The organism is Sphingomonas faeni, assembly GCF_040407505.1.
GTDB classification, from domain to species: Bacteria; Pseudomonadota; Alphaproteobacteria; order Sphingomonadales; family Sphingomonadaceae; genus Sphingomonas; species Sphingomonas faeni_E.
The window spans coordinates 246,601-271,991 of record NZ_JAPZPQ010000004.1; the positions used below are offsets into that span (position 1 = coordinate 246,601).

The 25,391-nt window shown below is 66.9% G+C and carries 19 protein-coding genes and 1 pseudogene; 18 read left to right on the forward strand and 2 right to left on the reverse strand.

Annotation, left to right across the window (positions count from 1 at the left end; genetic code table 11):
- The first annotated feature begins 5 nt into the window (after positions 1–5).
- The 14 genes and pseudogenes from O6X71_RS14360 to O6X71_RS14425 all read left to right on the forward strand — a co-directional run bounded on the left by O6X71_RS14360 (position 6) and on the right by O6X71_RS14425 (position 18,730).
- Positions 6–1,421, forward strand: a complete 1,416-nt coding sequence (locus O6X71_RS14360; protein WP_353466425.1) for a UDP-N-acetylmuramoyl-L-alanyl-D-glutamate--2,6-diaminopimelate ligase — start codon at positions 6–8, stop codon at positions 1,419–1,421.
- 127 nt (positions 1,422–1,548) lie between these two features.
- Positions 1,549–2,940 (forward strand): UDP-N-acetylmuramoyl-tripeptide--D-alanyl-D-alanine ligase, encoded by a 1,392-nt coding sequence (locus O6X71_RS14365; protein WP_353466426.1) that lies wholly within the window; start codon positions 1,549–1,551, stop codon positions 2,938–2,940.
- On the forward strand, positions 2,941–4,011 hold the full coding sequence (gene mraY / locus O6X71_RS14370; RefSeq protein WP_056051331.1) for a phospho-N-acetylmuramoyl-pentapeptide-transferase: 1,071 nt from the start codon (positions 2,941–2,943) through the stop codon (positions 4,009–4,011). It abuts the gene before it with no gap.
- Positions 4,008–5,308, forward strand: a pseudogene (murD, locus tag O6X71_RS14375) (UDP-N-acetylmuramoyl-L-alanine--D-glutamate ligase). Before mraY ends, murD begins: the two are co-directional and overlap by 4 nt.
- Before the next feature lie 59 nt (positions 5,309–5,367).
- Positions 5,368–6,549 carry an FtsW/RodA/SpoVE family cell cycle protein gene (locus O6X71_RS14380; RefSeq protein WP_060526809.1) on the forward strand — a complete coding sequence of 394 codons (1,182 nt, stop codon included), beginning with the start codon at positions 5,368–5,370 and terminating at the stop codon, positions 6,547–6,549.
- Positions 6,546–7,688, forward strand: a complete 1,143-nt coding sequence (murG, locus tag O6X71_RS14385) for an undecaprenyldiphospho-muramoylpentapeptide beta-N-acetylglucosaminyltransferase (protein ID WP_353466427.1) — start codon at positions 6,546–6,548, stop codon at positions 7,686–7,688. Before O6X71_RS14380 ends, murG begins: the two co-directional genes overlap by 4 nt.
- A complete protein-coding gene (gene murC / locus O6X71_RS14390; protein ID WP_192974380.1) occupies positions 7,685–9,103 on the forward strand; it encodes a UDP-N-acetylmuramate--L-alanine ligase in 1,419 nt (472 codons plus the stop codon). Before murG ends, murC begins: the two co-directional genes overlap by 4 nt.
- A gap of 41 nt (positions 9,104–9,144) precedes the next feature.
- Positions 9,145–10,248: a UDP-N-acetylmuramate dehydrogenase gene (gene murB, locus O6X71_RS14395; RefSeq protein WP_353466428.1), complete on the forward strand. Its 1,104-nt coding sequence runs from the start codon at positions 9,145–9,147 to the stop codon at positions 10,246–10,248.
- Positions 10,245–11,183, forward strand: a complete 939-nt coding sequence (locus O6X71_RS14400; RefSeq protein ID WP_353466429.1) for a D-alanine--D-alanine ligase — start codon at positions 10,245–10,247, stop codon at positions 11,181–11,183. Before murB ends, O6X71_RS14400 begins: the two co-directional genes overlap by 4 nt.
- On the forward strand, positions 11,180–12,154 hold the full coding sequence (locus O6X71_RS14405; RefSeq protein ID WP_353466430.1) for a cell division protein FtsQ/DivIB: 975 nt from the start codon (positions 11,180–11,182) through the stop codon (positions 12,152–12,154). Before O6X71_RS14400 ends, O6X71_RS14405 begins: the two co-directional genes overlap by 4 nt.
- 1 nt (position 12,155) lies before the next feature.
- On the forward strand, positions 12,156–13,418 hold the full coding sequence (ftsA, locus tag O6X71_RS14410; protein WP_056051322.1) for a cell division protein FtsA: 1,263 nt from the start codon (positions 12,156–12,158) through the stop codon (positions 13,416–13,418).
- 113 nt (positions 13,419–13,531) lie between these two features.
- Positions 13,532–15,109: a cell division protein FtsZ gene (ftsZ, locus tag O6X71_RS14415; RefSeq protein ID WP_353466431.1), complete on the forward strand. Its 1,578-nt coding sequence runs from the start codon at positions 13,532–13,534 to the stop codon at positions 15,107–15,109.
- A gap of 256 nt (positions 15,110–15,365) precedes the next feature.
- On the forward strand, positions 15,366–17,567 hold the full coding sequence (locus O6X71_RS14420; protein WP_353466432.1) for a tetratricopeptide repeat protein: 2,202 nt from the start codon (positions 15,366–15,368) through the stop codon (positions 17,565–17,567).
- Positions 17,564–18,730 carry a deoxyguanosinetriphosphate triphosphohydrolase gene (locus tag O6X71_RS14425; protein WP_353466433.1) on the forward strand — a complete coding sequence of 389 codons (1,167 nt, stop codon included), beginning with the start codon at positions 17,564–17,566 and terminating at the stop codon, positions 18,728–18,730. Before O6X71_RS14420 ends, O6X71_RS14425 begins: the two co-directional genes overlap by 4 nt.
- 200 nt (positions 18,731–18,930) lie before the next feature.
- Here the strand turns inward: O6X71_RS14425 and O6X71_RS14430 are convergent, their stop codons facing one another.
- Positions 18,931–19,224 carry a hypothetical protein gene (locus O6X71_RS14430; protein WP_353466434.1) on the reverse strand — a complete coding sequence of 98 codons (294 nt, stop codon included), beginning with the start codon at positions 19,222–19,224 and terminating at the stop codon, positions 18,931–18,933.
- A gap of 219 nt (positions 19,225–19,443) precedes the next feature.
- Between O6X71_RS14430 and O6X71_RS14435 the strand changes: the two genes are divergently transcribed.
- From O6X71_RS14435 to O6X71_RS14450, 4 genes are all read left to right on the forward strand, one after another.
- Positions 19,444–20,985 carry a DUF1800 domain-containing protein gene (locus tag O6X71_RS14435; protein WP_353466435.1) on the forward strand — a complete coding sequence of 514 codons (1,542 nt, stop codon included), beginning with the start codon at positions 19,444–19,446 and terminating at the stop codon, positions 20,983–20,985.
- Positions 20,986–20,987: 2 nt separating this feature from the next.
- Positions 20,988–22,142 carry a DUF1501 domain-containing protein gene (locus O6X71_RS14440; protein WP_353466436.1) on the forward strand — a complete coding sequence of 385 codons (1,155 nt, stop codon included), beginning with the start codon at positions 20,988–20,990 and terminating at the stop codon, positions 22,140–22,142.
- Positions 22,143–22,376: 234 nt separating this feature from the next.
- Positions 22,377–24,101, forward strand: coding sequence for an arginine--tRNA ligase (gene argS / locus O6X71_RS14445; protein ID WP_353466437.1), 1,725 nt, complete (start codon positions 22,377–22,379; stop codon positions 24,099–24,101).
- Positions 24,101–24,820, forward strand: a complete 720-nt coding sequence (locus tag O6X71_RS14450; RefSeq protein ID WP_353466438.1) for an SPOR domain-containing protein — start codon at positions 24,101–24,103, stop codon at positions 24,818–24,820. Before argS ends, O6X71_RS14450 begins: the two co-directional genes overlap by 1 nt.
- Positions 24,821–25,046: 226 nt before the next feature.
- Here O6X71_RS14450 and O6X71_RS14455 read toward each other — a convergent pair whose 3' ends face one another.
- Positions 25,047–25,316 (reverse strand): hypothetical protein, encoded by a 270-nt coding sequence (locus O6X71_RS14455; protein ID WP_435368492.1) that lies wholly within the window; start codon positions 25,314–25,316, stop codon positions 25,047–25,049.
- Positions 25,317–25,391: the final 75 nt, after the last annotated feature.

The window sequence follows — 25,391 nt, forward strand, 5'->3', positions numbered from 1 at the left end:
ATTGCATGAAACTCGCAGCGCTGACCGACGGGACGGAAGAGGCGCAGGTGACGGGGTTCGCGATCGATCACCGCAAGGTCGCGCCGGGCACGGTGTTCGGCGCGTTCGAAGGCGCGCGCGTCAACGGCGAGGATTATATCGAGGACGCGATCCGGTCTGGTGCGATTGCAGTCGTGGCGCGGCCTGGGCTGACGGTCGAGGGCGCGACCTACATCGCCGATGACAATCCCCGGGAGCGGTTCGCGCAACTGGCGGCGAAGTTCTTTGCGCCGTTTCCCGAGACTTCGGTGGCGATTACCGGGACCAACGGGAAGACGTCGTGCGTCGAGATGACCCGGCAGTTGTGGCGGATGGCGGGGTTTCATGCGGCATCGATCGGGACGCTGGGGGTTACGACTGCCGACGAGCGGGTTACGACCGGGCTGACGACGCCCGATGTCGTAACGTTCCTGTCGAACGTGGCGGGGCTCGCGCGCGAAGGCGTCACGCACCTCGCGTTCGAGGCGTCGAGCCACGGGCTGACGCAGTATCGGACCGAGGGGCTCAAGGTGGCTGCCGCGGCGTTCACGAACCTTAGCCGCGACCATCTCGACTATCACGGCGACATGGCGGCGTATTTCACCGCCAAGATCCGGTTGTTCTCCGAGGTACTGTCGACGGACGGTGCGGCGGTGGTGTGGGCGGATGATCCGCAATCGGCGCGGGTGATTGACCTGGCACGCGAGCGCGGCAATCGGCTGATCACGGTCGGGACGCAGGGCGAGACTTTGCGGCTCGTGGGCCGCGATCCGACTTTGCTCGGGCAGGGGCTGACGATTGAGGCCGAGGGCCAGACTTACAAGGTCACCTTGCCGCTAATCGGCGCATACCAGGCGGCGAATGCGCTGGTATCTGCTGGGCTGGTGATTGCGACCGGTGGCGATGTGGCCGCGACGATCGCCAATCTCGCGCGGTTGCAGCCGGTCCGCGGGCGACTCGAACGCGCGGTGATCGCGAACTCCGGGGCCCCGGTGTACGTGGATTACGCGCATACACCCGACGCGTTGGAAGCGGCAATCGCTGCGCTGAAACCGCACGCAGGCGGCAAACTGATCGTGGTATTCGGGGCAGGCGGCGACCGTGACACCGGCAAGCGCGAGACCATGGGCCAAGTCGCGGTGCAACACGCCGACCGCGTTATCGTGACCGACGACAATCCTCGGACCGAGGACGCGAGGGCTATCCGGTGCGATGTGCTGAAGGGTGCGCGCGGCGCTGAGGAAATCGGCGATCGTCGCGCGGCGATTTCTGCCGCGGTGCGTGAGGCAGGGCCAGAGGATATCGTGCTGATCGCAGGCAAGGGCCACGAACAAGGCCAGATCGTCGGCGACATGGTCCTGCCGTTCGACGACGTGACCGTCGCGCGGGAGTGCGCGGCGTGAGGGGCACGGCATCGTCATTCCCCTCCCGCCTGCGGGAGGGGCTAGGGGAGGGCGCGACGTACGTACTGGCGTCCGCTCTGTTTGGTCAGCCCCTCCCCCGACCCCTCCCGCAAGCGGGAGGGGGGAAGTGAGCTTGTGGACTTCAGTTGAGATCGCAGCGGCTACCGGTGGTGTGGCGTCTGGTGACTTCTCCGTCAGCGGCGTCGCGTTCGACTCGCGGGAGGTTGGCCCCGGCGATTTGTTCGTGGCGATGAGGGGCGACGCCAGTGACGGGCACCTGTTCCTCGACCAGGCCTTCGCACAGGGCGCCTCGGGCGCGATTGTGACCGAGGCTTGCGCGCACCCTCACGTGCTCGTCGTCGACAGCTTCGTTGCGTTGCAGGCGCTTGGACGGGCTAGCCGCGCGCGCTCCTCAGCCACGATCATCGGTGTCACCGGTTCCGTGGGCAAGACCAGCGCGAAGGAAGCCCTGTTCGCCTGCCTCGACCGCGCCGCGCCCGGCGAGGTGCATCGCTCGGTCAAGAGCTACAACAACCACACCGGCGTCCCGCTGAGCCTCGCCCGCATGCCCCGCGACGCGAAGTTCGGCGTGTTCGAGATGGGGATGAACCACGCCGGCGAACTCGCCGAGCTGACCCGGCTTGTTCGCCCGCACATCGCGATGATCACTGCGATCGCGCCTGCGCATACCGCATTCTTTCCCGACGAGAGCGCGATCGCCGATGCCAAGGGGGAGATCTTTGCCGGGCTCGAACCGGACGGGACCGCGATCGTGCCCTATGACAGCCCGCACCGCGACCGGCTGCTCGGACACGCCGCACCCCATGCCGCGCGCATCGTCACGTTCGGCAGCGAGAAGGGCGCCGATGTCCGCGCGATCGAGGCGATGCGGCTGCCGACTGGTGGGACGTTCGTCACCGCGCGGATGGGGCAGGGGGCCGAGCACGAGCTGAGCTTCACGATCGCGCAGCCGGGCGCGCATTGGGTGTCGAATGCGCTCGGCGTGCTGGCGTGCGTGCAGGCGGCCGGAGGCGATCTCGGACTCGCCGGGCTGGCACTTGCCGAACTCGGTGGCTTGCAAGGTCGTGGCGCGCGGTCGCTGGTGACCGTCGGCGAAGGCCAGGCGCTGGTGATCGACGAGAGCTACAACGCCAACCCTGCATCGATGCGCGCGACGTTAAGCGTCCTCAGCCACGAGCCGGGCCGCCACATCGTAGTACTCGGCGAGATGCGCGAACTGGGCGAGGGCTCCGACGACTATCACGCCGCCCTCGCCGAGCCGATACTCGCCGCGCGCGTCGAAATGGCGCTGATCGTCGGTGAAGCGATGGCGCCGTTAGCGCAGGTGCTTGAGGGACAGATCGAAACCGTCCATGTGGGCGACGCTGCGGCCGCGCTCGCGTCGTTACGGACGATCCTGGCGCCGGGCGATGTCGTGCTCGTCAAGGGATCGAACGGGGTAGGCCTCGCTCGCGTCGTAGCGGGTCTCCAGGCTGGCCTCAAAGGCGGGATTATCTGAATGTTGTACTGGCTCGCCGAGCATCTGGGGTTTCCCGGCCTGCTGAACCTCATCCGCTATCAGACGGTGCGGACCGGTGGCGCGGTCGCGACCGCGCTGATCATCGGCCTGATCATCGGGCCGAAGTTCATCGGCTGGTTGCGCGTACGGCAGGGCAAGGGCCAGCCGATCCGCGCCGACGGTCCGCAGTCGCATCTGTCGAAGCGCGGGACGCCGACGATGGGCGGGCTGATGATCCTGACCTCGATGTGCCTCGCCATCTTCCTATGGATGGACCTGAGCAATCCGTATGTCTGGGCGTGCCTGTTCGTGACGCTCGGCTTCGGGACGATCGGGTTCCTCGACGACTATGACAAGGTGCGCAAGGCGAGCACCGCGGGAATCAGCGGGCGCACGCGGTTGCTGCTCGAGTTCATCATCGCCGGTGTCGCCGCGACGATCATCATGTCGCAGAACGGCCCGCATCTGTATCTGCCGTTCACGTCGCGCATGTATCTGGATCTCGGCTGGTTCTTCCCGGTGTTCGCGGCGTTCACGATCGTATCGTTCGGCAACGCGGTGAACCTGACCGACGGGCTCGACGGGCTGGCGACGATGCCGGTGATCATCGCCAGCGTCGCGTTCATGGTGATCGTATACTTGGTCGGGAACGTGAAGTTCGCCGATTACCTCGGTATTCCGCATGTCCCTCGCGCGGGTGAACTGGCGATCTTCTGCGGGGCGATCGTCGGCGCGGGGCTCGCATTCCTGTGGTTCAATGCGCCGCCGGCCGCGGTGTTCATGGGCGATACCGGGTCGCTGGCTTTGGGCGGCGCGCTGGGAACGATCGCCGTCGTCGCGCATCATGAGATCGTGCTGGGGATCATCGGCGGCCTGTTCGTGATCGAGGCGCTGTCGGTGATCATCCAGGTGTTCTTCTACAAACGCACCGGCAAGCGCGTGTTCCGGATGGCGCCGATCCACCATCATTTCGAACAGCTCGGCTGGGCCGAAGCAACGGTGGTAATTCGATTCTGGATCATCGCGCTGGTGCTGGCGCTGGTCGGCCTTTCGACGTTGAAGTTGCGGTGATCGTTGCCGAGGCCTGGCGCGGGAAACGCTATGCGGTGCTGGGGTTGGCGCGGTCTGGGGCTGCGACTGTGCGTGCGTTGGTTGATGGCGGGGCGCAGGTCGTTGCGTGGGATTCCGACGAGGCGAAGCGCGACGTCTTTACTCCCTCTCCCCTCCGGGGAGAGGGCTCGTGGACGTTGCGCCGTTGGATGATCTGTCGGGCTTTGACGCTCTCGTCGTATCGCCGGGGGTACCGTTGAATACGCATCCGCTTGCCGCAACCGCGCGAGAGGCCGGCGTTCCAGTCATCGGCGACATCGAACTCTTCGCCCAAGCCCGCGCAGACCTCCCCCCGCACAAGGTCGTCGGCATTACCGGCACCAACGGCAAGTCCACCACCACCGCACTCGTCCACCACATCCTCAAGACCGCCGGCATCCCCACGCTGATGGGCGGCAACATCGGCCTGCCGATCCTCGAACAGGGGGCGCTCCCCGAGGGCGGCGTCTACGTGCTCGAACTGTCGAGCTACCAGATCGACCTGACGCAGACGCTCGATTGCGACGTCGCGGTGCTGCTCAACATCACGCCGGATCATCTCGACCGCTATGACGGGTTCGAAGGCTATGCGGCCTCCAAGGCGCGGCTGTTCGCGATGCAGTCGGCCGAGCATGACGCGGTCATCGGCATCGGCGATGCGCCGTCCGCCGAGATCGCGCGCGGGCTGTCGGCGAAGGGCGAGCACCTCACCAAGATCGCGCCCGGCGTGTGCATGGATCAGACCAGCTGGCCGACGCTCCAGGGCCCGCACAACGCCCAGAACGCACTCGCCGCGATCGCCGTGGTCAAGGCGCTGGGTGTGAGTGAGGTCGATATCGACCGCGGCCTCACAAGTTTCACGGGCCTGCCGCACCGCATGGAGCAGATCGCCGCGTATGGCGGCGTTGCCTATGTCGACGACAGCAAGGCGACCAATCCCGAGAGCACTGCGCCGGCTTTGGCTGCGTTCGACCGGGTCCACTGGATCGTCGGCGGCCGCGCGAAGGGCGACGACCTCGACGCCTGCAAGCCCGCCTTCGGTCACGTCGTCCACGCCTACACGATCGGCGAGGCTGGCCCGAAGTTCGCCGAGATTTTGAAAGACTCTATGCCCGTCGATAACGTCGGCACGCTCGACGCAGCGGTCCGCATTGCCGCCGCAAACGCCAGACCCGGCGACACTGTTTTGTTATCCCCAGCCTGTGCTAGCTTCGATCAGTTTCGCGATTACGAAGCGCGCGGGGCGGCGTTCCGCGCTGCGGTGGAGTCGCTGGCATGACCGATATCCGCGCTGGAACCATTGACATGGGCACACCGAAGACCAGCATCGTCGCCAAGATGAAGCGGCGCGGCGGGCGCGGCGATCAGTCGCCGCTCGGCACGTGGTTCTGGGATATCGACCGGATGCTGCTGCTCCTGACGTTGTTCCTGATCGCGATCGGGCTGATCGCGGTGGCGGCGGCGTCGCCGGCCAGCGCGGTTCGCTATTCGGGCGAGCACCACAAGATCGCGCCGCTCTATTACTTTTGGCGACAGTTGATGTGGGTCGGCGTGTCGCTCCCCGTGCTGTTCGGCGTGTCGATGATGCCCGTCTCGATGGCGCGGCGGATGGCGATCGGCGGGTGTGCGCTGTTCGTGCTGATGCTGATGGTGACGCCGTTTATCGGGGTCGAGGCGAACGGCGCACGCCGCTGGCTCGGTGTCGGGTTCGCGCAGTTCCAGCCCTCGGAGTTCCTGAAACCGCTGTTCATCGTCACGGTCGCGTGGCTGTTGTCGTTACGCGCGAAGGATGCCGAGCTGCCGACCGTGCTGATCACCGGCGCGATGACCGCGGGCGTCGCGGTGCTGCTGATGCTGCAACCCGATTTCGGCCAGACGATCATCTTCTGCTCGGTCTGGATGGCGCTGCTGATGATCGCGGGGACGCCGGCCAAGGTGATGCTCGGCCTCGTCGCGATGGCGCCGGCGGGGCTGATCGCTGCGTATGTCTTCTACGGCGTGGCGCGGTCGCGGATCGATGCGTTCCTGTTTCCGGGTGTCGAGGGTGAGGGCGCGGGCGATCACTTCCAGACGAATGCGGCGCATAATACGCTGACCGCGGGGGGCTGGACCGGGACGGGGCCAGGCGCGGGTGCGGCGAAGTTCGGGCTGCCCGAGGCGCATACCGACTATATCTTCTCTGTGATTGGCGAGGAATTCGGGTTGATCGCGTGCTCGGTGATCGCGGTGATTTTCCTCGCGATCGTCGTCCGCGTGTTCGTCAAGCTGCTGGACGAGCAGGACGAATTCAAATTGCTCGCGTCCGCCGGCCTTGCGACGCAGTTCGGTGCGCAGGCGCTGGTGAGCATGGCGGTGAACACGGGGCTCGCGCCATCGAAGGGTATGACGCTGCCGTTCATCAGCTATGGCGGGTCGTCGATGATCGCGTTGTCGGTCGGCATGGGGTTGCTGCTGGCGTTTACCCGGCGCAATCCGTTTCTCACGCGGAGCCCCTATGTCGTCCGCTGGAGTGGTGAATGAGTAAGCATTACGTCCTCGCAGCCGGTGGCACGGGTGGACACATGGTCCCGGCAGCGGCGCTCGCGGCCGAACTGACCAAGCGTGGCCACCGCGTCGCGCTGGTCAGCGACGCGCGCGGCGTGCGCTTTCCGGGGTTGTTCGAGGATATCCAGACGCATGTCTTGCCGGCGGGACGCTTTACCGGTGGACCGCTTGGGTGGGCTCGGGCCACGCGGGAGATGTGGCGCGGGCGGGCGATGGCGCGCGAACTGTACCGGACCTTCAAGCCGGCGGCCGTGATCGGCTTCGGTGGCTATCCTGCGTTGCCGGCATTGCTGGCGGCGTTCGCGGACAAGATTCCGACTGCGGTGCATGAGCAGAACGCGGTGCTGGGGCGCGTGAACCGCTTCGTCGCGGGGCGCGTGGACGCGATCGCGACCTCGTCCGAGCCGACCGAACGCCTCGCGCCGAAGCTGCTGGGCAAGGCGCATCTGGTCGGCAACCCGGTGCGCGAGGCGGTGCTGGCGCTGCGCTCGCGGCCCTATCCGTTGCTGGAGGAGGACGGGATCTTCCGCGTGCTCGTGACCGGCGGCAGCCAGGGGGCGAGCATCCTGTCGCAGGTCGTGCCTGACGGACTGGCGATGCTGCCGGTGACGTTCCGGCGGCGGTTGCAGGTGACTCATCAGGCGCGGATCGAGGATATCGACGCGGTGCGTGCGAAGTACGCCGAGCATCATATCCCGGCCGAACTGGCGACGTATCTGCCTGATATGCCCGAGCAGCTGGTCTGGGCGCATCTGGTGATTGCGCGTGCGGGGGCGTCGACGATTTCGGAACTGACCGCAGCGGGTCGGCCAGCGATCCTGGTGCCGCTGCCGGGGGCGACCGACGACCACCAGACCGTGAACGCGCGCGAGATCACGCGGGCGGGCGGCGCGCGGACGATCGCGCAGGGAGACTTTACCGCAGTGGAACTGGCCAAGCAGATGCAGAAACTCGGGCTCGATCCGGCGGCGTTGCAGAACGCGGCGGGGCGTGCGCGCAGTTGCGGGCGGCCGAACGCGGCGAGCGATCTGGCCGATCTGGTCGAGAGCCTCGATGCGCCATTGTCGCGCATTCCGGTCGGCGCGCCCTCCAAGCCCAAGGCGCAGTTCGCATGAAGGGTGTCGCAACGGATATCGGCACGATCCATTTCGTCGGCATCGGCGGGATCGGCATGTCGGGCATCGCCGAGGTGATGAAGAACCTCGGCTACCGCGTGCAGGGCTCGGACGTCGCCGAGGGCTATGTCGTGCAGGGACTGCGCGACAAGGGCATTCCGGTCGCGATCGGCCACGCCGCGTCGAACATCGGCGACGCCGCCGTCGTGGTCGTGTCGACCGCGATCGTGCGCTCGAACCCCGAGGTTGAGGCGGCGCTGAATGCGCGCGTGCCGGTGGTACGGCGGGCGGAAATGCTCGCCGAGCTGATGCGCCTGAAGTCCACGGTCGCGGTCGCGGGCACGCATGGCAAGACGACGACGACGTCGATGGTCGCGGCGCTGCTCGATGCGGGCGGGGTCGATCCGACGGTCATCAATGGCGGGATCATCAACTCGTACGGCTCGAATGCGCGACTGGGCGCGAGCGACTGGATGGTCGTGGAAGCGGACGAGAGCGACGGCAGCTTCCTGCGGCTCGACGGCACGATCGCGGTCGTCACCAACATCGATCCCGAGCATCTCGATCATTACGGCTCGTTCGACGCGGTGAAGGATGCGTTCGTCGAGTTCGTCGAGAACGTGCCATTCTATGGCGCGGCGCTGCTGTGCCTCGATCATCCGGAGGTGCAGGGGATCCTGCCGCGGGTGCGCGATCGTCGGGTCGTAACGTACGGTTTCTCGGCGCAGGCGGATGTGCGCGGGGTCGAGGTCACGCCGATCCCGGGCGGCAACCGCTTCGATTGCGTGGTGCGCGAGCGTGATGGTGCGACGCGGACAATCTCGGGAATCGAGATGCCGATGCCGGGGCGGCACAATGTGCAGAATGCGCTGGCGGCGATCGGCGTGGCGCTGGAACTGGGGATTGCGGATGCGACGATCCAGCAGGGGTTTGCCAAGTTCGGTGGCGTGAAGCGGCGGTTCACCAAGGTCGGCGAAGTGGCCGGTGTCACGATCATCGACGATTACGGGCATCATCCGGTCGAGATTCGGGCTGTTCTTGCAGCGGCGCGTGAAGGCGTGAAGGGTCGCGTGATCGCGGTGGTGCAGCCGCATCGCTATTCGCGACTTGGCAATCTGATGGAGGACTTCCAGACGGCCTTCAACGATGCGGACCGGGTGCTGGTGACGCCGGTCTACGCCGCCGGCGAGGCGCCTGTGGAGGGCGTCGATGCGGCGGCTCTGGTCGAGGGGTTGAAGCGGCGCGGGCACCGGTTCGCGGGTGTGGTTGCTGACGCGGATGCGCTGGCGGTGGAACTGGCGGCGACGATCGAGGCTGATGACATGGTCGTCTGTCTCGGCGCGGGCGACATTACGAAATGGGCTGCCGGTCTGGCCGACGCGATCGCCGCCGAGCGCGCGAAGGTGCTGGCGTGAGTGGCGCGTCGCAAATCCTCCCCGGCACGGGGAGGGGGACCATGCAAGGCATGGTGGAGGGGGACGTCCGCGAGCGTAACGCTTCTGGCAGCGCCCCCTCCACCGCCTTTGGCGGTCCCCCTCCCCGTGCCGGGGAGGATCTGCGTGGTACTCTGACGGCTAATGGCAGTCTGGCGGACTTTATCTGGTTTCGTACAGGTGGCCCGGCGGAGTGGCTGGTGCGGCCTGCGGATGTCGAGGATTTGGCGGAGTTGCTGAAGGCTCTCGATCCTTCGACGCCGGTGCTGCCGGTTGGTGTAGGCTCGAACCTGATCGTGCGCGATGGCGGCGTGCCGGGGGTCGTTGTGCGATTGCCTAAGGCGATGGCCAAGGTTTCGGTGCAGGACGGCCGCGTTCGTGCGGGTGCGGGTGCGATGGGGATTACCGTTGCCAGTGCCGCGCGGGATGCTGGGATTGCCGGGCTTGAGTTTCTGCGTGGGATACCGGGTACTGTCGGCGGAGCGGTTCGGATGAACGCGGGGGCTTATGGTCGCGATGTCAGCGATATTCTGGTCGAGGCTACCGTTGTCACGCGGTACGGTACGGTCGAGACCTGGTCCGCTGAGAAGCTTGGTTTCACCTATCGGCATTCTGACCTTCCCGCTGGTGCGGTTGTAGTCGAGGCAGTGTTCTCCGGCACGCCTGGCGAGCCTGCCGTGATCAGTGCGGAGATGGATCGGATTGCCGCCGAGCGCGAGGCTTCGCAGCCGCTCCGTTCACGCACCGGGGGCTCGACGTTCAAGAACCCCGATGGCCACAAGGCGTGGGCGTTGATCGACGCGGCCGGGTGTCGGGGGCTGACTCGCGGCGATGCGCAGGTCAGCGAGAAGCATTGTAATTTCCTGCTGAACCTCGGGTCCGCGTCGAGTGCGGAGATCGAGGCGCTGGGTGAAGAGGTACGCGACAAGGTGAAGGCGCATTCGGGGGTGACGTTGGAATGGGAAATCCAGCGGGTTGGCATCGCTGCTCCCTCTCCACTGCGGGGAGAGGGTCGGGGTGAGGGGCAGCCAAGCAGTGCTGCGCCCGCGCTCTCCACCAGCGACGCGGCCGGTGATGGCGGGCGCCCACCCCTCTGTCCCCTCCCGCATGTGGGAGGGGAGGCATGACGGTGGCTCTTCACATCGCGGTCCTGATGGGCGGCTGGTCGGCGGAGCGTGAGGTTTCGCTGATGTCGGGTAATGGCTGTGCGGATGCGCTGGAGTCGCTCGGCCACCGGGTTACGCGGATCGATATGGGGCGGGACGTCGCTGCCAAGCTCGCCGAGGCTCAGCCCGACCTCGTATTCAACGCGCTGCATGGGACGCCGGGGGAAGACGGCTCGGTGCAGGGGCTGCTCGACCTGATGGGTTTGCGCTACACGCATTCCGGCCTCGCAACGTCGGTGATCGCGATCGACAAGGTGCTGACCAAGCTGTTGCTCGTCCCGGCGGGCGTGCCGATGCCGGGCGGGCGGATCGTCAAGTCGGCGGATCTGTTCGAGGGCGATCCGATGGCGCGGCCGTATGTGCTGAAGCCGGTCAACGAGGGATCCTCGGTCGGCGTGGCGATCGTCACCGACAGCGGCAATTACGGCAATCCGATCGCGCGCGACAGCGTTGGCCCGTGGGGCGAGTTCGACGAACTGCTCGCCGAGCCGTATATCCGTGGGCGCGAACTCACGACCGCGGTGCTCGGCGGCAAGGCGCTCGGCGTGACCGAGTTGAAGCCCAAGAGCGGCTGGTATGATTACGACGCGAAATACACCGATGGGATGACGGTGCACGTCTGCCCGGCGGAGATTCCCGACGAGATTACCGACGCCTGCAAAAGCCTCGCGCTCGAAGCGCACCGGTTGCTCGGCTGCAAGGGCGCGTCGCGGTCCGATTTCCGCTGGGATGACGAGCGCGGCGTCGACGGGCTGTTCCTGCTCGAGGTGAATACGCAGCCGGGGATGACGCCGCTGAGCCTCGTGCCCGAGCAGGCACGGCATATCGGCATGAGCTATGCCGAGCTGGTGCAGGCGATCGTCGACGAGGCGATCGCGGATCACCCCTCTCCATGAGCCGCACGATCAAGCGCGGTCCGCCGCCCAAGCGGCCCGCCCCGCGGCGGAAGGTCGCGGTCAAGAAGGTGTCGGTGATGGACCGGCTGGTCGGGATGCTCCCGGTCAGCGAGGACACGCTCCGGAAAATCGCGACGTGGTCGATCCTGGGCGCGGGCGGGGCTGTGGCGATCGCGGCGGCGACGTGGGTCGGCATCCCGGGGATGATCGGCGCGGCGGTGGCCGAGGGCGCCGGACGGGCGGGCTTCAAGGTCGAGCAGATCGAGGTGACCGGCCTCAAGCGGATGGACCGGATGTCGGTCTATGCGGTCGCGCTGGAGGACAAGCAGAACCAGACGTCGATGCTGTCGGTCGACCTGGAAGCGGTGCGGCAGAAACTGCTGCGCTATGGCTGGATCGCGGACGCGCATGTGTCGCGGCGGCTGCCGAATACGATGCTGGTCGATATCGTCGAGCGCACGCCCGCGGCGGTATGGCAGGACAATGGCCAACTCACGCTGATCGATTCGTCCGGCGTGCTGCTGGAGCCGGTCCAGCCCGACGCGATCCCGAACTTGCCGCTGGTGATCGGGCCGGGCGCGGATCGGCAGGAGGCGTCGTACCAGACGCTGCTCGCCGCCGCGCCAGCACTGAAGCCGCGCGTGAAGGCGGCGACCTGGGTCGGCAATCGGCGCTGGGATCTCACGTTCGAGAGCGGCGAGACGTTGGCGCTGCCCGAAGACGGTGCGCCGCGCGCGCTGGTGAAGTTCGCCGAACTGGATGGGGCGCGGCCGTTGCTGGGGCGCGGCTGGATCCGGTTCGACATGCGCGATCCGACCAAGCTGGTCGCGCGCAAGCCGGGTGCGAGCCTGGCGCACAGCGTCGACGTGCCAGCGCCGGCCAGCGTGGGGGCTGGCGCGCCGGCAACGGGCGAGACTACGAATACTCCGTCGCAAACGGCGGGCGCGAACGTAACGGGCGGGGAGGGATGACATGGCAAAGGTGGCACCGGAAGGGCTGATCACGGCGCTCGATATCGGGTCGTCGAAGGTTTCGGCGATGATCGCGCAGAAGGGGGACGGGGGCGAACTGATCGTGCTCGGCACCGGCCAGCGCGAGAGCCGCGGCGTCAAGCGCGGCTATATCGCCGACATGGCGACGACCGAGGCGGCGGTACGCGAGGCGGTCGAGCAGGCCGAGCGGATCGCGGGCATCAACATCGAGAACGTCTGGGTCGGGTTCTCGGCCGGGGGGCTCGTGTCCGATGTCGCCGAGGTCGAGTTCGAACTGGGCGGCCACCGCGTCGAGCAGCAGGATATCGATGCGTTGCTCGCCGCCGGGCGCAACTCGATCGATCCGCAGGGCCGCATGGTGCTCCACGCGCAGCCCGCGCTTTATACGCTCGACGGGCTGACGGGGGTGAAGACGCCGCTCGGGCTGCATGCAGACCGGCTCGGGGTGCACATCCATGTCGTCGCGGCGGACGGTTCGCCGGTACGCAACCTCGATCTCTGCGTGCGGTCGGCGCACCTCGAAGTGAAGTCGATCATTGCCTCGCCGGTCGCGACGGGCTTGGCCTGCCTCAGCGACGAGGAGCGCGAGCTTGGCGTCGCGCTGGTCGAGATGGGCGCGGGGATCACCAACGTGTCGCTGTTCGCAGGGGGCATGCTGGTCGGGCTGACCTCGATCCCGATCGGTGCGCAGGACATTACGGATGATATCGCCAGCGCGTTCGGGACGCGGCGCCAGAATGCCGAGCGGATGAAGTGCTTCCACGGATCGGCCAATGCGAGCCCTCGCGACAATCACGACATGATCCCGGTCATGCCGATCTCCGCGGAGGACGGCGCGGGCGAGGGGGCTCAGATCACCAAAGCGCAGCTGATCGGCGTGATCCGGCAGCGGCTCGAGCATCAGATGGGCGAAGTGCGCAACGCGCTCACCAAGCTGAAGTTCGAGGGGCCGGTCGGGCGTCAGGTCGTGCTGACCGGCGGTGGTGCCGAGCTGAAGGGCATCGCCGACTATGCGCAACAGGCGCTCGGGCGGTCGGTGCGGATCGGTCGACCGCGTGGCCTGACCGCGCTGCCGGAAGCGCATGGCGGACCGGCGTTCGCGACGCTAGCGGGGTTGGCCTTCTACGCGGCGACCAACCCGATCGACCTTCGCGGGCTCGCGCCGCAGCGGACGACGGTGCATCGGCCAAAGGGTATGGGCATGATGCGCAAGTTGATTCAGGCGGCACGCGCGAATTATTAAGAGTTTCGAGGGCGCTGGCGTTATTTCGGCTGGAACAGGCCGTGACGTTGGTGCACACAGATTAATCAGGGGCCCGGCCGTAGCGTATCTACCGGGTTGTGCGGAGAACGGCGATGAGCATCGAATTCCTTAGTCCCGAAGTGGACGATCTAGCCCCCCGCATCGCGGTGATCGGCGTCGGCGGCGCGGGCGGCAACGCGATCGCCAACATGATGCGGGCCGACGTCCAGGGCGTCGACTTCCTCGTGGCGAACACCGACGCGCAGGCGTTGAAGCAGTCGACCGCACCGCAGCGGATCCAGCTGGGCACCAAGATCACGCAAGGTCTTGGCGCCGGTTCGCGTCCCGAGATCGGTCGCGCGGCCGCCGAAGAGACGATCGACCAGCTCGCCAAGATGCTCGAAGGCGCGCACATGTGCTTCATCACCGCCGGCATGGGCGGCGGTACGGGTACGGGCGCAGCGCCGGTCATCGCCAAGGCGGCGCGCGACATGGGCATCCTGACCGTCGGCGTCGTGACCAAGCCGTTCGCGTTCGAGGGCAATCGTCGCGCCAAGTCGGCCGAGGGCGGCATCGACGAGCTGCAGAAGTACGTCGACACGCTGATCGTCATCCCGAACCAGAATCTGTTCCTCATCGCTAACGCGAACACGACCTTCAAGGAAGCGTTCACGATGGCGGACGAGGTGCTCCAGCAGGGCGTCCGCAGCATCACCGACCTGATGGTGATGCCGGGTCTCATCAACCTCGATTTCGCCGACGTCCGCTCGGTGATGCAGGAGATGGGCAAGGCGATGATGGGGACCGGCGAGGCGAGCGGCGACAACCGCGCGCTCGAGGCGGCGCAGAAGGCGATCTCGAACCCGCTGCTCGAAGGCGTCAGCATGCGCGGCGCGAAGGGCGTCATCATCTCGATCACCGGCGGTGACGATATGCGCCTGCTCGAAGTCGACGAAGCCGCGAATCATATCCGCGACCTGGTCGATCCCGATGCGAACATCATCTGGGGCTCGGCGTTCAATCAGGAGCTGGAGGGCAAGATCCGCGTCTCGGTCGTCGCGACCGGGATCGATGCCGATGCGCGTCCGCCGGAAGTTGCACCCGAGCCGACCCGCTCGTTCAGCTTCGGATCGCGTAAGACGGACGAGAATACGTCGTTCCGTCCGAGCGAGCCTGCCGCGTCGTCGGCCGCGCCTGCTGCGTCGTCCGCTGACGAAGAGCCGCTCGACCTGAACGCGTCGTCGGAAGTCGAGCCATCGGCGTCGAAGTCGGATGACGAGCTGGTGCTCGGTGCCGAGACGATGGTGCCGCAGGCCGCGCCTGCGTCGGTTGCTCCTGCTCCTCAGCCTGCGCCCGCACCGCGCACCTATGGCGACGAGCCTTACGGTCGTGGTCCGATCGCGCGTCCGGCTTCGGCATCGTCGGTGCCGCCCGCTCGCGCGCCGATTGCGCCGGCTGTTCCGGTGCCGACGCCCGCTGCCGACGAAGGTGGCGCACGTCGTCGCTGGCTCGCTCCGGGTGCCGAGGCTGCCCCCGAGGCGGTGCCGGCCGCACCGCGCGTGAAGCTCGGCGGTACGCTGTTCGAGCGCATGTCGAATGCGGCACGCGGTGCTGCGAAGGAAGACGGCGAAGCGGCTCCGCAGGACCCGCTCGATATCCCCCGCTTCCTGCATCGCCAGAACAACCAGTAAGCCGGGAATAGCCGAAGTTTCTCAATATCTTGCTGGAAGCTCGTCCTCACGGCCACACGGTCGCGGCTCAAATCCCTCTCCCATCGGGAGAGGGAGAGACGCCAAAGGCGGCGAAGGGTAAGGGCACGCCAAGCAGGGCTACCGCGCTTGCGTACGCAAAACCCTGCATTCGTCGCCGCCCCAGCCCAGTTCGCCGCGCGCATGCGTGCGAGACATTGCCGGTTCGGTCGGGCTGGCGTCTAGACAGATGATCCTCATGACCCGGTCCTCCCATCATCTCCTGACCGCCGCGCTGGCTCTCGTGCTCGCGGCCGTGCCAGCCGCCGCGTCCGCGCAAGCCGTCGTTCAGGCGATCCCCGGCACCACCGACGCGGACAAGCTCGGCGACGTGATGCGGCAGCTCGCGAGTAACCCGCGCAACATCGACGCGCTGATCAAGGCCGGCGACCTGTCGATGGGCCTCGGAGATCTCAGCGGTGCCGCAGCATTGTTCGCGCGCGCCGAGAAGGTGAACCCGCGCGACGGCCGCGCTAAGGCCGGTATGGCCTCGATCCTCGTCCGGTCCGAGCGTCCGGGCGAAGCGCTGCGCTATTATGCGCAGGCGGAGGGCCTCGGCCTCGACCCGCGCAACTTCGCCGCCGATCGCGGGCTCGCCTACGACCTGATCGGCCAGCAGGACCGGGCGCAGCGAGACTACCGCGTGGCACTCCGCGATGCGCCCGACGACGAGACGACGCGGCGCTATGCGCTGTCGCTCGGTATCTCGGGAAAGCCCGAGCTCGCGATCCAGCAGCTCAATCCGCTTCTGCTCAAGAGCGATCGTGGCGCATGGCGATCCCGCGCGTTCATCCTCGCGATGAACGGCGATGTCGCCGGTGCCGAGAAGATCGCCACCACGATGATGCCCGCAGGCACCGCGCAAGGCCTGCAACCCTTCTTTCAACGCCTGCCCAACCTGCCGGCGAGCGACCGCGCCTTCGCGGTGCATTTCGGCGAAGTCCACGCGACCCCTGCACGGCTCGCCGATGCACGCATGGCGCCGCCGCTCGGCATGCTCGCGGCGGACCCGACCGCGCCGGTGCTGATGGCCGCAGTGCCGCCGCAGCCCGCAGTCGCCGCGACCACCGGCAAGAAGGACAAGCGTGATCGGCGCGCCAAGCCCGGCCGAGTAGAGATGGCAGCGGCGACGCGACCATCGTCGACCGCGGTGCCCCCAACGACGTCGGCCTCGATCCCGATGGCGACCACCGCGGTGCGTACGACGCCTATTGCCCCCGCTCCGACGACCTACCCAGCGCCCACCCAGCTTGCCGCTGCGCCGATGCAGATGGTGCAGCCGCTTCCGGCGCGCACGGTTCAGCCGGTTCCGCAGCCGGGTTATTCGACGCCAGGCGTCGCGGTTCAGGGTGCCCGTACCACCCCCGCCGCGGAGACGAACTCCGTGGTGGCGGCCAACATCCAGCCCCGCACGTCGCCCGTGGCTTCGGCAACGACCGCACCGGTAGCGCGCGTGGTACCGGTGCCATCGACGGCCGGCACGCTTCCATCGCGCGTGGCGACGCAGATGGCAGCGATCCCGGTGGGACAAGCACGACCCGATCCGACCAGTGCGGCGAATGCGCTCGCCGCGTCCGCAGCGGCGGCGCCATCGGTTTCGACCCTGCCGACGCCCATCCAGCAGGCTCCCCTGCCGCAGTCCTTGCCCGTACAGAGCGCCAGCACGCCAACCCCCGGCTTCTCCAGTTCGTCAACGCCAGCCCCCGCGGCATCGACGACGGTCGCCGCGGTGTCGCCGCGGACCCACGCGGTGGCGGCGAGCGAGGACTCGATCCTCGCGCGGATCGTCGCGGGCCTGTCGATCCCGGCCTCCGAACTCGACGTCGCGCCGATGCGTCCGGCACCGGTCGTGACGCCAGCCGCCATACCGGTTTCGGATGATGCCGATCGCGTGCTGGCCGAGGCGAAAGCCAAGACCGAGCGCGACGCAGCGGCCAAGGCGGTCGCTGCTAAGACGCTGGCTGCGGACAAGCTTGCAGCCGACAAGAAGGCTGTCCTCGACAAGAAGGCTGCGGCGAAAAAGGCGATCGCCGACAAGAAGGCGCTTGCCGAGAAGAAGGCCGCCGCCGCCGAGAAGCTTGCCGCCGACAAGGCTGCAGCTGAAGAGAAGCGGATTGCGCGCGCCAATCCCGCGCGGACCTGGGTGCAGGTGTCGACCGGGGCGACCGAGGGCGATCTGCCCAAGGCGTGGAAGAAGGCGAAGGCCAAGGCCCCGACCGTGTTCGGCGCTCGCGGCGGTTGGACCGCACCGTGGAAGGCGACCAACCGCGTACTCGCCGGCCCGTTCAAGACCGATGCCGAGGCACGCACCTTCGTCAATCAGCTGGCCAAGGAAGGCGTCTCGACGTTCACCTTCACCAGCGATCCGGGCGAGATCATCACGAAGCTCCCCGCGAAGTGAGCTACCGCGCGCCCTGGGCATCGGACCCGGCGCGCAGCAAAGGACGGCTTCATGAGGAACAGAACGGGTCCGTCCGTGGGCCCCGCGATGCCTTCCAGCGCGACCGCGACCGGATCATCCACTCGATCAGCTTCCGTCGTCTGCGTCACAAGACGCAGGTGTTCATGGCGCCCGATGGCGATCATTTCCGCGTTCGCCTGACGCACAGCCTCGAGGTCGCGCAGATCGGCCGGACGATCGCGCGGACTCTGGCGCTGAACGAGGATCTGACCGAGGCGCTGTGTCTTGCACACGACATCGGCCATCCGCCGTTCGGTCATGCCGGCGAGGATGCGTTGAAGGCGGCGCTAACCGGGCAGGGCGGGTTCGATCACAACGGCCATACGCTGCGCACGCTCGTCACGATCGAGCAGCCGTATCCGTTGTGGAACGGACTGAACCTGACATGGGAAACGCTCGAAGGGCTTGCCAAGCATAATGGACCTGTGCGGCATCCGGGCTGGGCGCTCGCCGCGGCGGATGCCGAGTTCGGTCTCGCGCTGACGAGCTTCTCGTCGCTGGAGGCACAGGTCGCGGCGATTGCCGACGACATCGCCTACGACAACCACGATATCGACGATGGCTTGCGCGCCGGGCTGCTGACGCTCGACCAGATGCTCGCGGTGCCGCTGGTGGCGCGCGGCTGGGACGATGTGCGGCGGCGCTTTCCCGACATCGAGCCGAAGCGGCTGGTCGGCGAACTCGTCCGCACGCAGATCGGGACGATGGTCAACGACCTGATCGCCGAGACGCGCCAGCGGATCGCGGCGAGCGGCGTCACCAGCGTCGACGACGTCCGCGATGCGGGGCAGTGCCTAGTCGGCTTCTCGCCCGAAATGCGCGAGGCTGAGCGCGACCTGAAGCGCTTCATGTACGCCAATCTCTATCATCACCCACGCCAGCTGGCGGCGGCGGATGCGGCGCATGGCATCGTGTCGGGGCTGTTCGCGGTGTACCGCGACGATCCGGCGACGATCCCCGAGGAATGGCGCGAACGGCTGCCGACCGAGGATCCCGACCGCAGCCGGCATATCGCGGATTTCATCGCAGGGATGACGGATCGGTACGCGGTATCGCGCTACCGCGACTTGGTCGGCCCGATCGACCTGCCCGAAGGATTCTGAGCGACTGATCCTCCCCCGCCAGGGGGAGGTGGCTGGCACTTGCCAGACGGAGGGGGAGGACGCGAAACCGCCGTTGTGCTTCCTCCCCCTCCGTCACCTTAGGCGCCACCTCCCCCTTGCGGGGGAGGATTACCTGACAACGCAAAACGGCGGCCGGACCGAGGTCCGACCGCCGCTGCAATTTTCAAAAGCTAACTAGTTCAACGCGTAACCGAAGCGATCCCGCCGGCCGCGCCATTGGCTTCGTTCGTCTTGAACGCGACCGGGACGCCGGCCGAGACACCCGATACGCGGTCGCCGCGAACGATCAGGTGGAACTTCTGGCCCGACGGATAGCGACGGCCGTCGATGACCTGCCGGCCATGGTCCTGCGTCGAGGTATAGACGTACGTGCTGCCCTCATGGACAAAGCTCTGCTTTGCTTCGGCGGCCATGCCGATCGTCGAGGTGAGGGCGGCCGCTGCTGCTGCGATGATCTTGAAAGTATTGCGCATGATCGTGTCTCCCGCGGTGGTGCGTCGAGCCGGATCAGGTCTTCACCCAACTCTCGAGCCAGAGAAATATTGCGGTGCAGCATGAGTTGCAATTGCAAACCCATCCGTCGCGATTGCATCAACTGCAACGATGAACGGCCCCCTGCATGCGACCGGCGCGGCGGGTGACATACTTCCACGACATTTGCCGCGTACACTCGCACGCGAAGGAGAAGTGTCGTGTCTGCTTCCAGTATCGCGCTCAATCGGTTCGGCCTCGGCGCACGGCCAGGTGAAGCTATCGTCGGCGATCCGGCGAAGTGGGTGATGGCGCAGTGCGACCGGTTCGAGCCGCGGCCACCGGTCATCGCGAGCGCGCCGGCCACGGCGGGCATTTCGACAGGTCTCGTCGCCTATTACGCGCAGGAAAAAGCGATCAGGGCGCAATTCGGTCCGCGCACGCCGAAAGCCGCGCTCGGCATGGACGGGAGACCCGCGGTTGCCGTGCCAACGATGTCCGGCGCGATGAGCCCCGCACCCGGGTCGCCGGGCGTTGCACCCTCCGGCATGGCTCAAGCCCCCATGGCGCCGGTGCCGATCGATCCAGGCGCCGCCGCACGACAGGAAGCGCGGCAAGTCATCGGCAAGCAGAGTCGCAACGATTACGGTGCGGCGGTCGCGGCACGGACGATGGCCGCGCTCACCGGCGACGCGCCGTTCGTCGAGCGCCTCGTGCATTTCTGGGCGAATCATTTCGCGGTCTCGACCGAGAAGTTCGAGGTGATGGCGCTCGCCGGACCAATGGAGTTCGAGGCGATCCGTCCGCATGTGCTCGGCACGTTCGCCGACATGCTGAACGCTGTCGAGCGGCATCCGGCGATGCTGCTGTATCTCGACCAGGCGGTGTCGATCGGCCCGGACAGTCCGTTCGCCGTACGGAAAACCCGCCGCCGCACCGGGCTGAACGAAAATCTCGCGCGCGAGATCATGGAGTTGCACACGCTCGGCGTCCGCAGCGGCTACAGCCAAGCCGACGTCACCGAGTTCGCGCGGGCGATGACCGGCTGGACGGTCGCAGGGATCGGTCGTGGTCCCGGCGCTCGCATGCAGGACGATTCGCGCGCGGGCGCGTTCCTGTTCCTCGACGACGTTCATCAGCCCGGCGATCGCACCGTGATGGGCAAGCTCTATCCCGCGGCGGGGGAGGCGCAGGCGCAGGCGGTGCTCTCCGACCTGGCCGTCCACCCGGCCACCGCGACGCACATCGCGACCAAGCTCGCGCAGCATTTTGCCGGCGACACGCCACCGCCGGCGATGGTCGCGCGGTTGAAGACGGCGTTCCTGAAATCGGGCGGCGACCTGCCGACGGTCTATCGCGCGCTGGTTGCGTCGCCCGAGGCTTGGGTGACCCGGCCGGTGAAGTTCAAGTCGCCCTGGGAATGGTATGTCTCGACCCAGCGCGCGCTCGGCACGACGACGGTCCAGCCCGGCGTGACGGTGGGGATGATGAACCAGCTTGGCCAGCCGATCTGGCAGCCGGGGCAGCCGATCGGGTATGACGACGTCGCCGCAGCCTGGGCCGGGCCCGATGCGATCATGCGGCGTGTCGAGGCGGCGGAGCGGTTCGCGGCGCGCGCCGGGCCGGTCGATGCGCGGGCGTTGGCGCCGACTCTGTTCCCCGCCTCGCTCAGTCCTACCACCGCGCAGGGCCTGTCGCGTGCGGAAAGCCCAGCGCAGGCGCTCGCGCTGTTGCTCGTCGCTCCAGAATCGCTGCGGAGATAGTCATGCTCGACCGTCGTTCCTTTCTCTCGACCGGTACGCTCGGCGTGCTTGCCTCCGCGTTCGCACCGCGCATCGCGTTTGCGCGTGCCGCCACCAACAAGCGCTTCGTGTTCATTATCCAGCGCGGCGCGGCCGATGGTCTCGGGACGATCGGCGCGGTCGGCGATCCGGCCTTTGCAGGCGTGCGTGGCGAGCTTGCGGCAGATTTTGCGACGGGCGCCAAGCTCGACGGCATGTTTACGCTGCATCCGGCGATGACCGCGAGTGCCGGGCTCTACACGCAAGGCCAGGCATTGTTCGCGCACGCGATCGCGTCGCCCTACCGGGATCGCTCGCATTTCGACGGCCAGAACGTGCTCGAGACGGGGGGCGCGAGCGCGTACCAGGTCCGCGACGGCTGGCTGAACCGGCTGCTTGGCGTGCTGCCTGCGGACGAGGCACGGGCGATCGCGGTCGCGGCGACCGTGCCGATGGCGCTGCGGGGGCGGCGCGAGGTGGCATCCTATGCACCGTCGAGCCTGCCCGACGCGTCCGACGACCTGCTGCAACGCGTGGCGATGCTCTACGACGGCGACCAGCAGCTTCACGGCCTGTGGAGCGAGGCGATGGCGACGCGGCAACTCACCAGCGATCTCGCGCAGGACGGCGGGCGCAATGCGGCTGCGACCGGTGCGCTCGCCGCGCGGTTGCTCAAGCCCGACACCGGAGCACGGATCGCGATGATCGAGACGGGCGGCTGGGATACGCATACCGGCCAGCGCGGCCGGCTGACCGCGCAGTTGAAGGGGCTCGACGCGATGGTCGCGTCGCTGCAGGCGGGGCTGGGGCCGTTATGGGCGGACACGATGGTGCTGGTCGCGACCGAGTTCGGACGGACCGTTGCGGTCAATGGCACCGGGGGGACGGATCATGGCACGGGCACGTCTGCGATGCTGTTTGGCGGCGCCGTGAAGGGGGGCAGGGTGGTGTCCGACTGGCCCGGCCTCGCCCCTGCTGCGCTGTACGAGGCACGCGATCTGAAGCCGACGATGCAGCTCGATGCGTTTATCGGCGGTGCGGTCTCGTCGCATTTTGGCGTCGAGCCGGAACGGGCGATGGCCGCGCTGTTTCCTGCGAGCGCGAAGACTGCGGCGATCAAGGGGCTGGTTCGGGTCTGAGATCCTTTCTCACTGCCTGACGCCACTTCTGTTCCCTCGCGAACGCGGGGGCCCAGGATCTCGGGCGGTGATCGTGGTTTAGCTGGGCCCCCGCGTCCGCGGGGGAACAGTTATAGCTCGGGCATGCAATGAACGCTGCCCGGCGGAAGCAACCCAATCCAGCGACGGGATTAAAATTGAGCGCCGCGCCGCGATGGTCTAGAGCGCGCGTTTCCTTGACGTACCGGGACTGCCATGACGCTCTACACCCGTTTCGCCGCGCATATCGATGCGGCGCTCGACACGCTGACCGCGGCGGGCATGCTGCCGGACGGTCTCGATCGCAAGAACGTCACGGTCGAGCCGCCGCGCGACACCAGCCACGGCGATCTAGCGACCAACGCTGCGATGGTCCTCGCCAAGCCCGCCAAGACCAACCCGCGCGTGCTGGCCGACGCACTGGTCGCCGAACTGTCGAAGCTCGAGGACGTCGCCTCTGCGAGCGTAGCAGGCCCCGGCTTCATCAACATGAAGCTGACCGACGACGCCTGGCGCGCCGAATTGGCCGCGATTCCCGAGGCTGGTGCCGACTATGGCCGGTCGAAGCAGGGCGACGGGATCACCGTCAACATCGAGTATGTGTCGGCCAACCCGACGGGCCCGATGCACATGGGCCATTGCCGCGGTGCGGTGGTCGGCGATGCGCTTGCCAGCCTGCTGGAGTTCGCCGGTCACAAGGTGATCCGCGAATATTACGTCAACGATGCCGGCGGCCAGGTCGACGTGCTCGCGCGCTCGGTCCACCTGCGGTACCGCGAGGCGCTAGGCGAGACCGTCGAGATCCCCGAGGGCCTGTATCCGGGCGACTATCTCGTTCCCGTCGGCCAGTCGCTCGCGAAGGAGTTCGGCGACCGCTACGTCGGCGCGCCCGAGAGCGAATGGCTGGTTATCTTCCGCACGCAGGCGGTCGTGGCAATGATGGTGATGATCCGTGCCGATCTGGCCTTGCTCGGGATCGAGCACGAGGTGTTCGCGTCGGAGGCCGAACTCCAGGCTGCCAGGAAGCCCGAGGCGGCCGAGGCGGAATTGCGATCGCGCGATCTCGTCTATGACGGCGTGCTCGAGGCGCCGAAGGGCGAGACGCCCGACGATTGGGAGCCGGTCGAGCTGCCGCTGTTCCGCTCGTCGCAGTTCGGCGATGACCAGGATCGCCCGATCAAGAAGTCGAACGGGTCGTGGACCTATTTCGGCGCCGATCTCGCCTATCATTTCCAGAAGAGCCAGAGCGCCGATCAGCTGATCGACATCTGGGGCGCGGATCATGGTGGCACGGTCAAGCGGATCGTCGCGGCGGTCGCGGCGCTGACCGGTGGCAAGACGCGGTTCGACGTCAAGATCGTCCAGATGGTCAGGCTGTTGCGCAACGGGGAGCCGGTCAAGATGTCGAAGCGGTCGGGCAATTTCGTCACGCTGGCCGATGTCGTGCGCGAGGTCGGCAAGGACGTCGTGCGCTTCACGATGCTCACGCGCCGGTCGGATGCGCAGATGGATTTCGACTTTGCGAAGGTCGTAGAGGCATCGAAGGACAATCCGGTGTTTTACGTCCAGTACGCGCATGCGCGGATCGCATCGCTGCATCGGCGCGCGGCGGAGGCGGGGATTACGCCGATGTCGGCCGACCTGTCCCGGCTTGATACGGACGAGCTGGCGCTGGTTCAGCTCGCGGCGCAGTTCCCACGGCTTGTCGAGACCGCCTCGACGGCGCGTGAGCCGCACAGAATTGCGTTCTATCTGTATGACTTGGCAGCTGCGTTCCATGCGCTATGGAATGTCGGTAACGACCGTCCGGATCGACGTTTCCTGGTACTCGAGGATCCGCAGGCAACCGCGGCAAGGCTTTTCCTAGCGTCCGCGATAGGGCAGATTATCCGCAACGGGCTCGCGATCATGGGCGTCGAGGCGGTTTCGGAGATGAAGTGATGGCCGAACACATGGATCTGCGCGAGGAAGACCGGCTTCCCTGGCTCGAAACCGTCGAGCCGGACGAGCAGGAAACCGTCGGCGTCGGTCGCGTCATCGCGTTGGTGGTCCTCGGCCTGGCGGTGCTCGCGGCAATCATCTTCGGAATCTACAAACTGCAACAGCGCGTGCCCACAGGTGACGGCCAGCTGATCGCCGCGCAGGAGGGCGACTACAAGGTCAAGCCCGACGACGCCGGTGGCCTGAAGGTCAAGGGCGAGGGCGACTCGGCGATCGCGACCAGCGCGGGCAAGTCGGGCAACGGCGCGATCGATTTGCGCGGCGTGCCGGAGGCACCGGTCGCGGGCAAGCGTGCGGTTGCGGCCAAGCCCGATGACGCGGCGGGTCGCAATGCGGTCGCACAGGTTCCTGCATCTGGTGGTCGGCTGGTCGCAACGGCACCGCTGTCAGCATCGAAGCCGAATGGTGCTGGCGTGGCTACCGGCGGTTCGCTGGTCCAGCTTGGTGCGTATCCTAGCGAAGCAGTCGCCAACGCGGCCTGGACGAACTTCTCGAAGCGGTTTGCGTATGTCGGAGCGCTTGGCAAGTCGGTGCAGCCGGTCGCGACGGGCGGTCGGACTCTGTATCGTCTGCGCGTGAACGCGGGCAGCGCGAACCAGGCGGCGGATATCTGTGGCCGGTTGCGGGTCGCTGGCGAGACTTGCTTCGTCGCCAGCTAAGGACCGTGGCAATCGGCGGGTGCTGACTGTTTGCCGCTGACCTCGGATTAACGCCGGTTGTCATAGAAGTTTTTGTTGCGCACCGTTCAGTGGCGAGATCACTCCGCCAAGGTGCGACCGGCCTCGCGTAGGACGCTCTGTTTAAGGTTGTGCGCGTTGCGCTGCAGTCGCGCAACGCTATCGCACAATCGATCGTCTTTGCTGGGCTTGACGACTAGTCCGGGCATCACACCACGCGACGATGCTTCCCGCCATATTTACGTCCGATATAGTCGCCGATCTGCGCGACTTCGGTTGCTGCGGCGCGCGCACCATCCATTTGGCAGGGTAGCGGATCGCTGTCGTGATTGGCGACGCGTGCCTGGACCTTGTCGCATAACTCTTCGATGTCCGCGCGCGACAGGACGTTCTTCTCGCGCAGCAGGCAAATGAGGCTTTGGAGGATTACGAGGTTCTTGTCCTCTGGATCCGCCTCGAGCTTCAGGGACGTCGCCATCATGCCTCTCCTTCAATGTTTTCAGTAGACTATGCCGATCTGGACCGGTTGCAAGCCCTAAAGTCGAAAATAGCG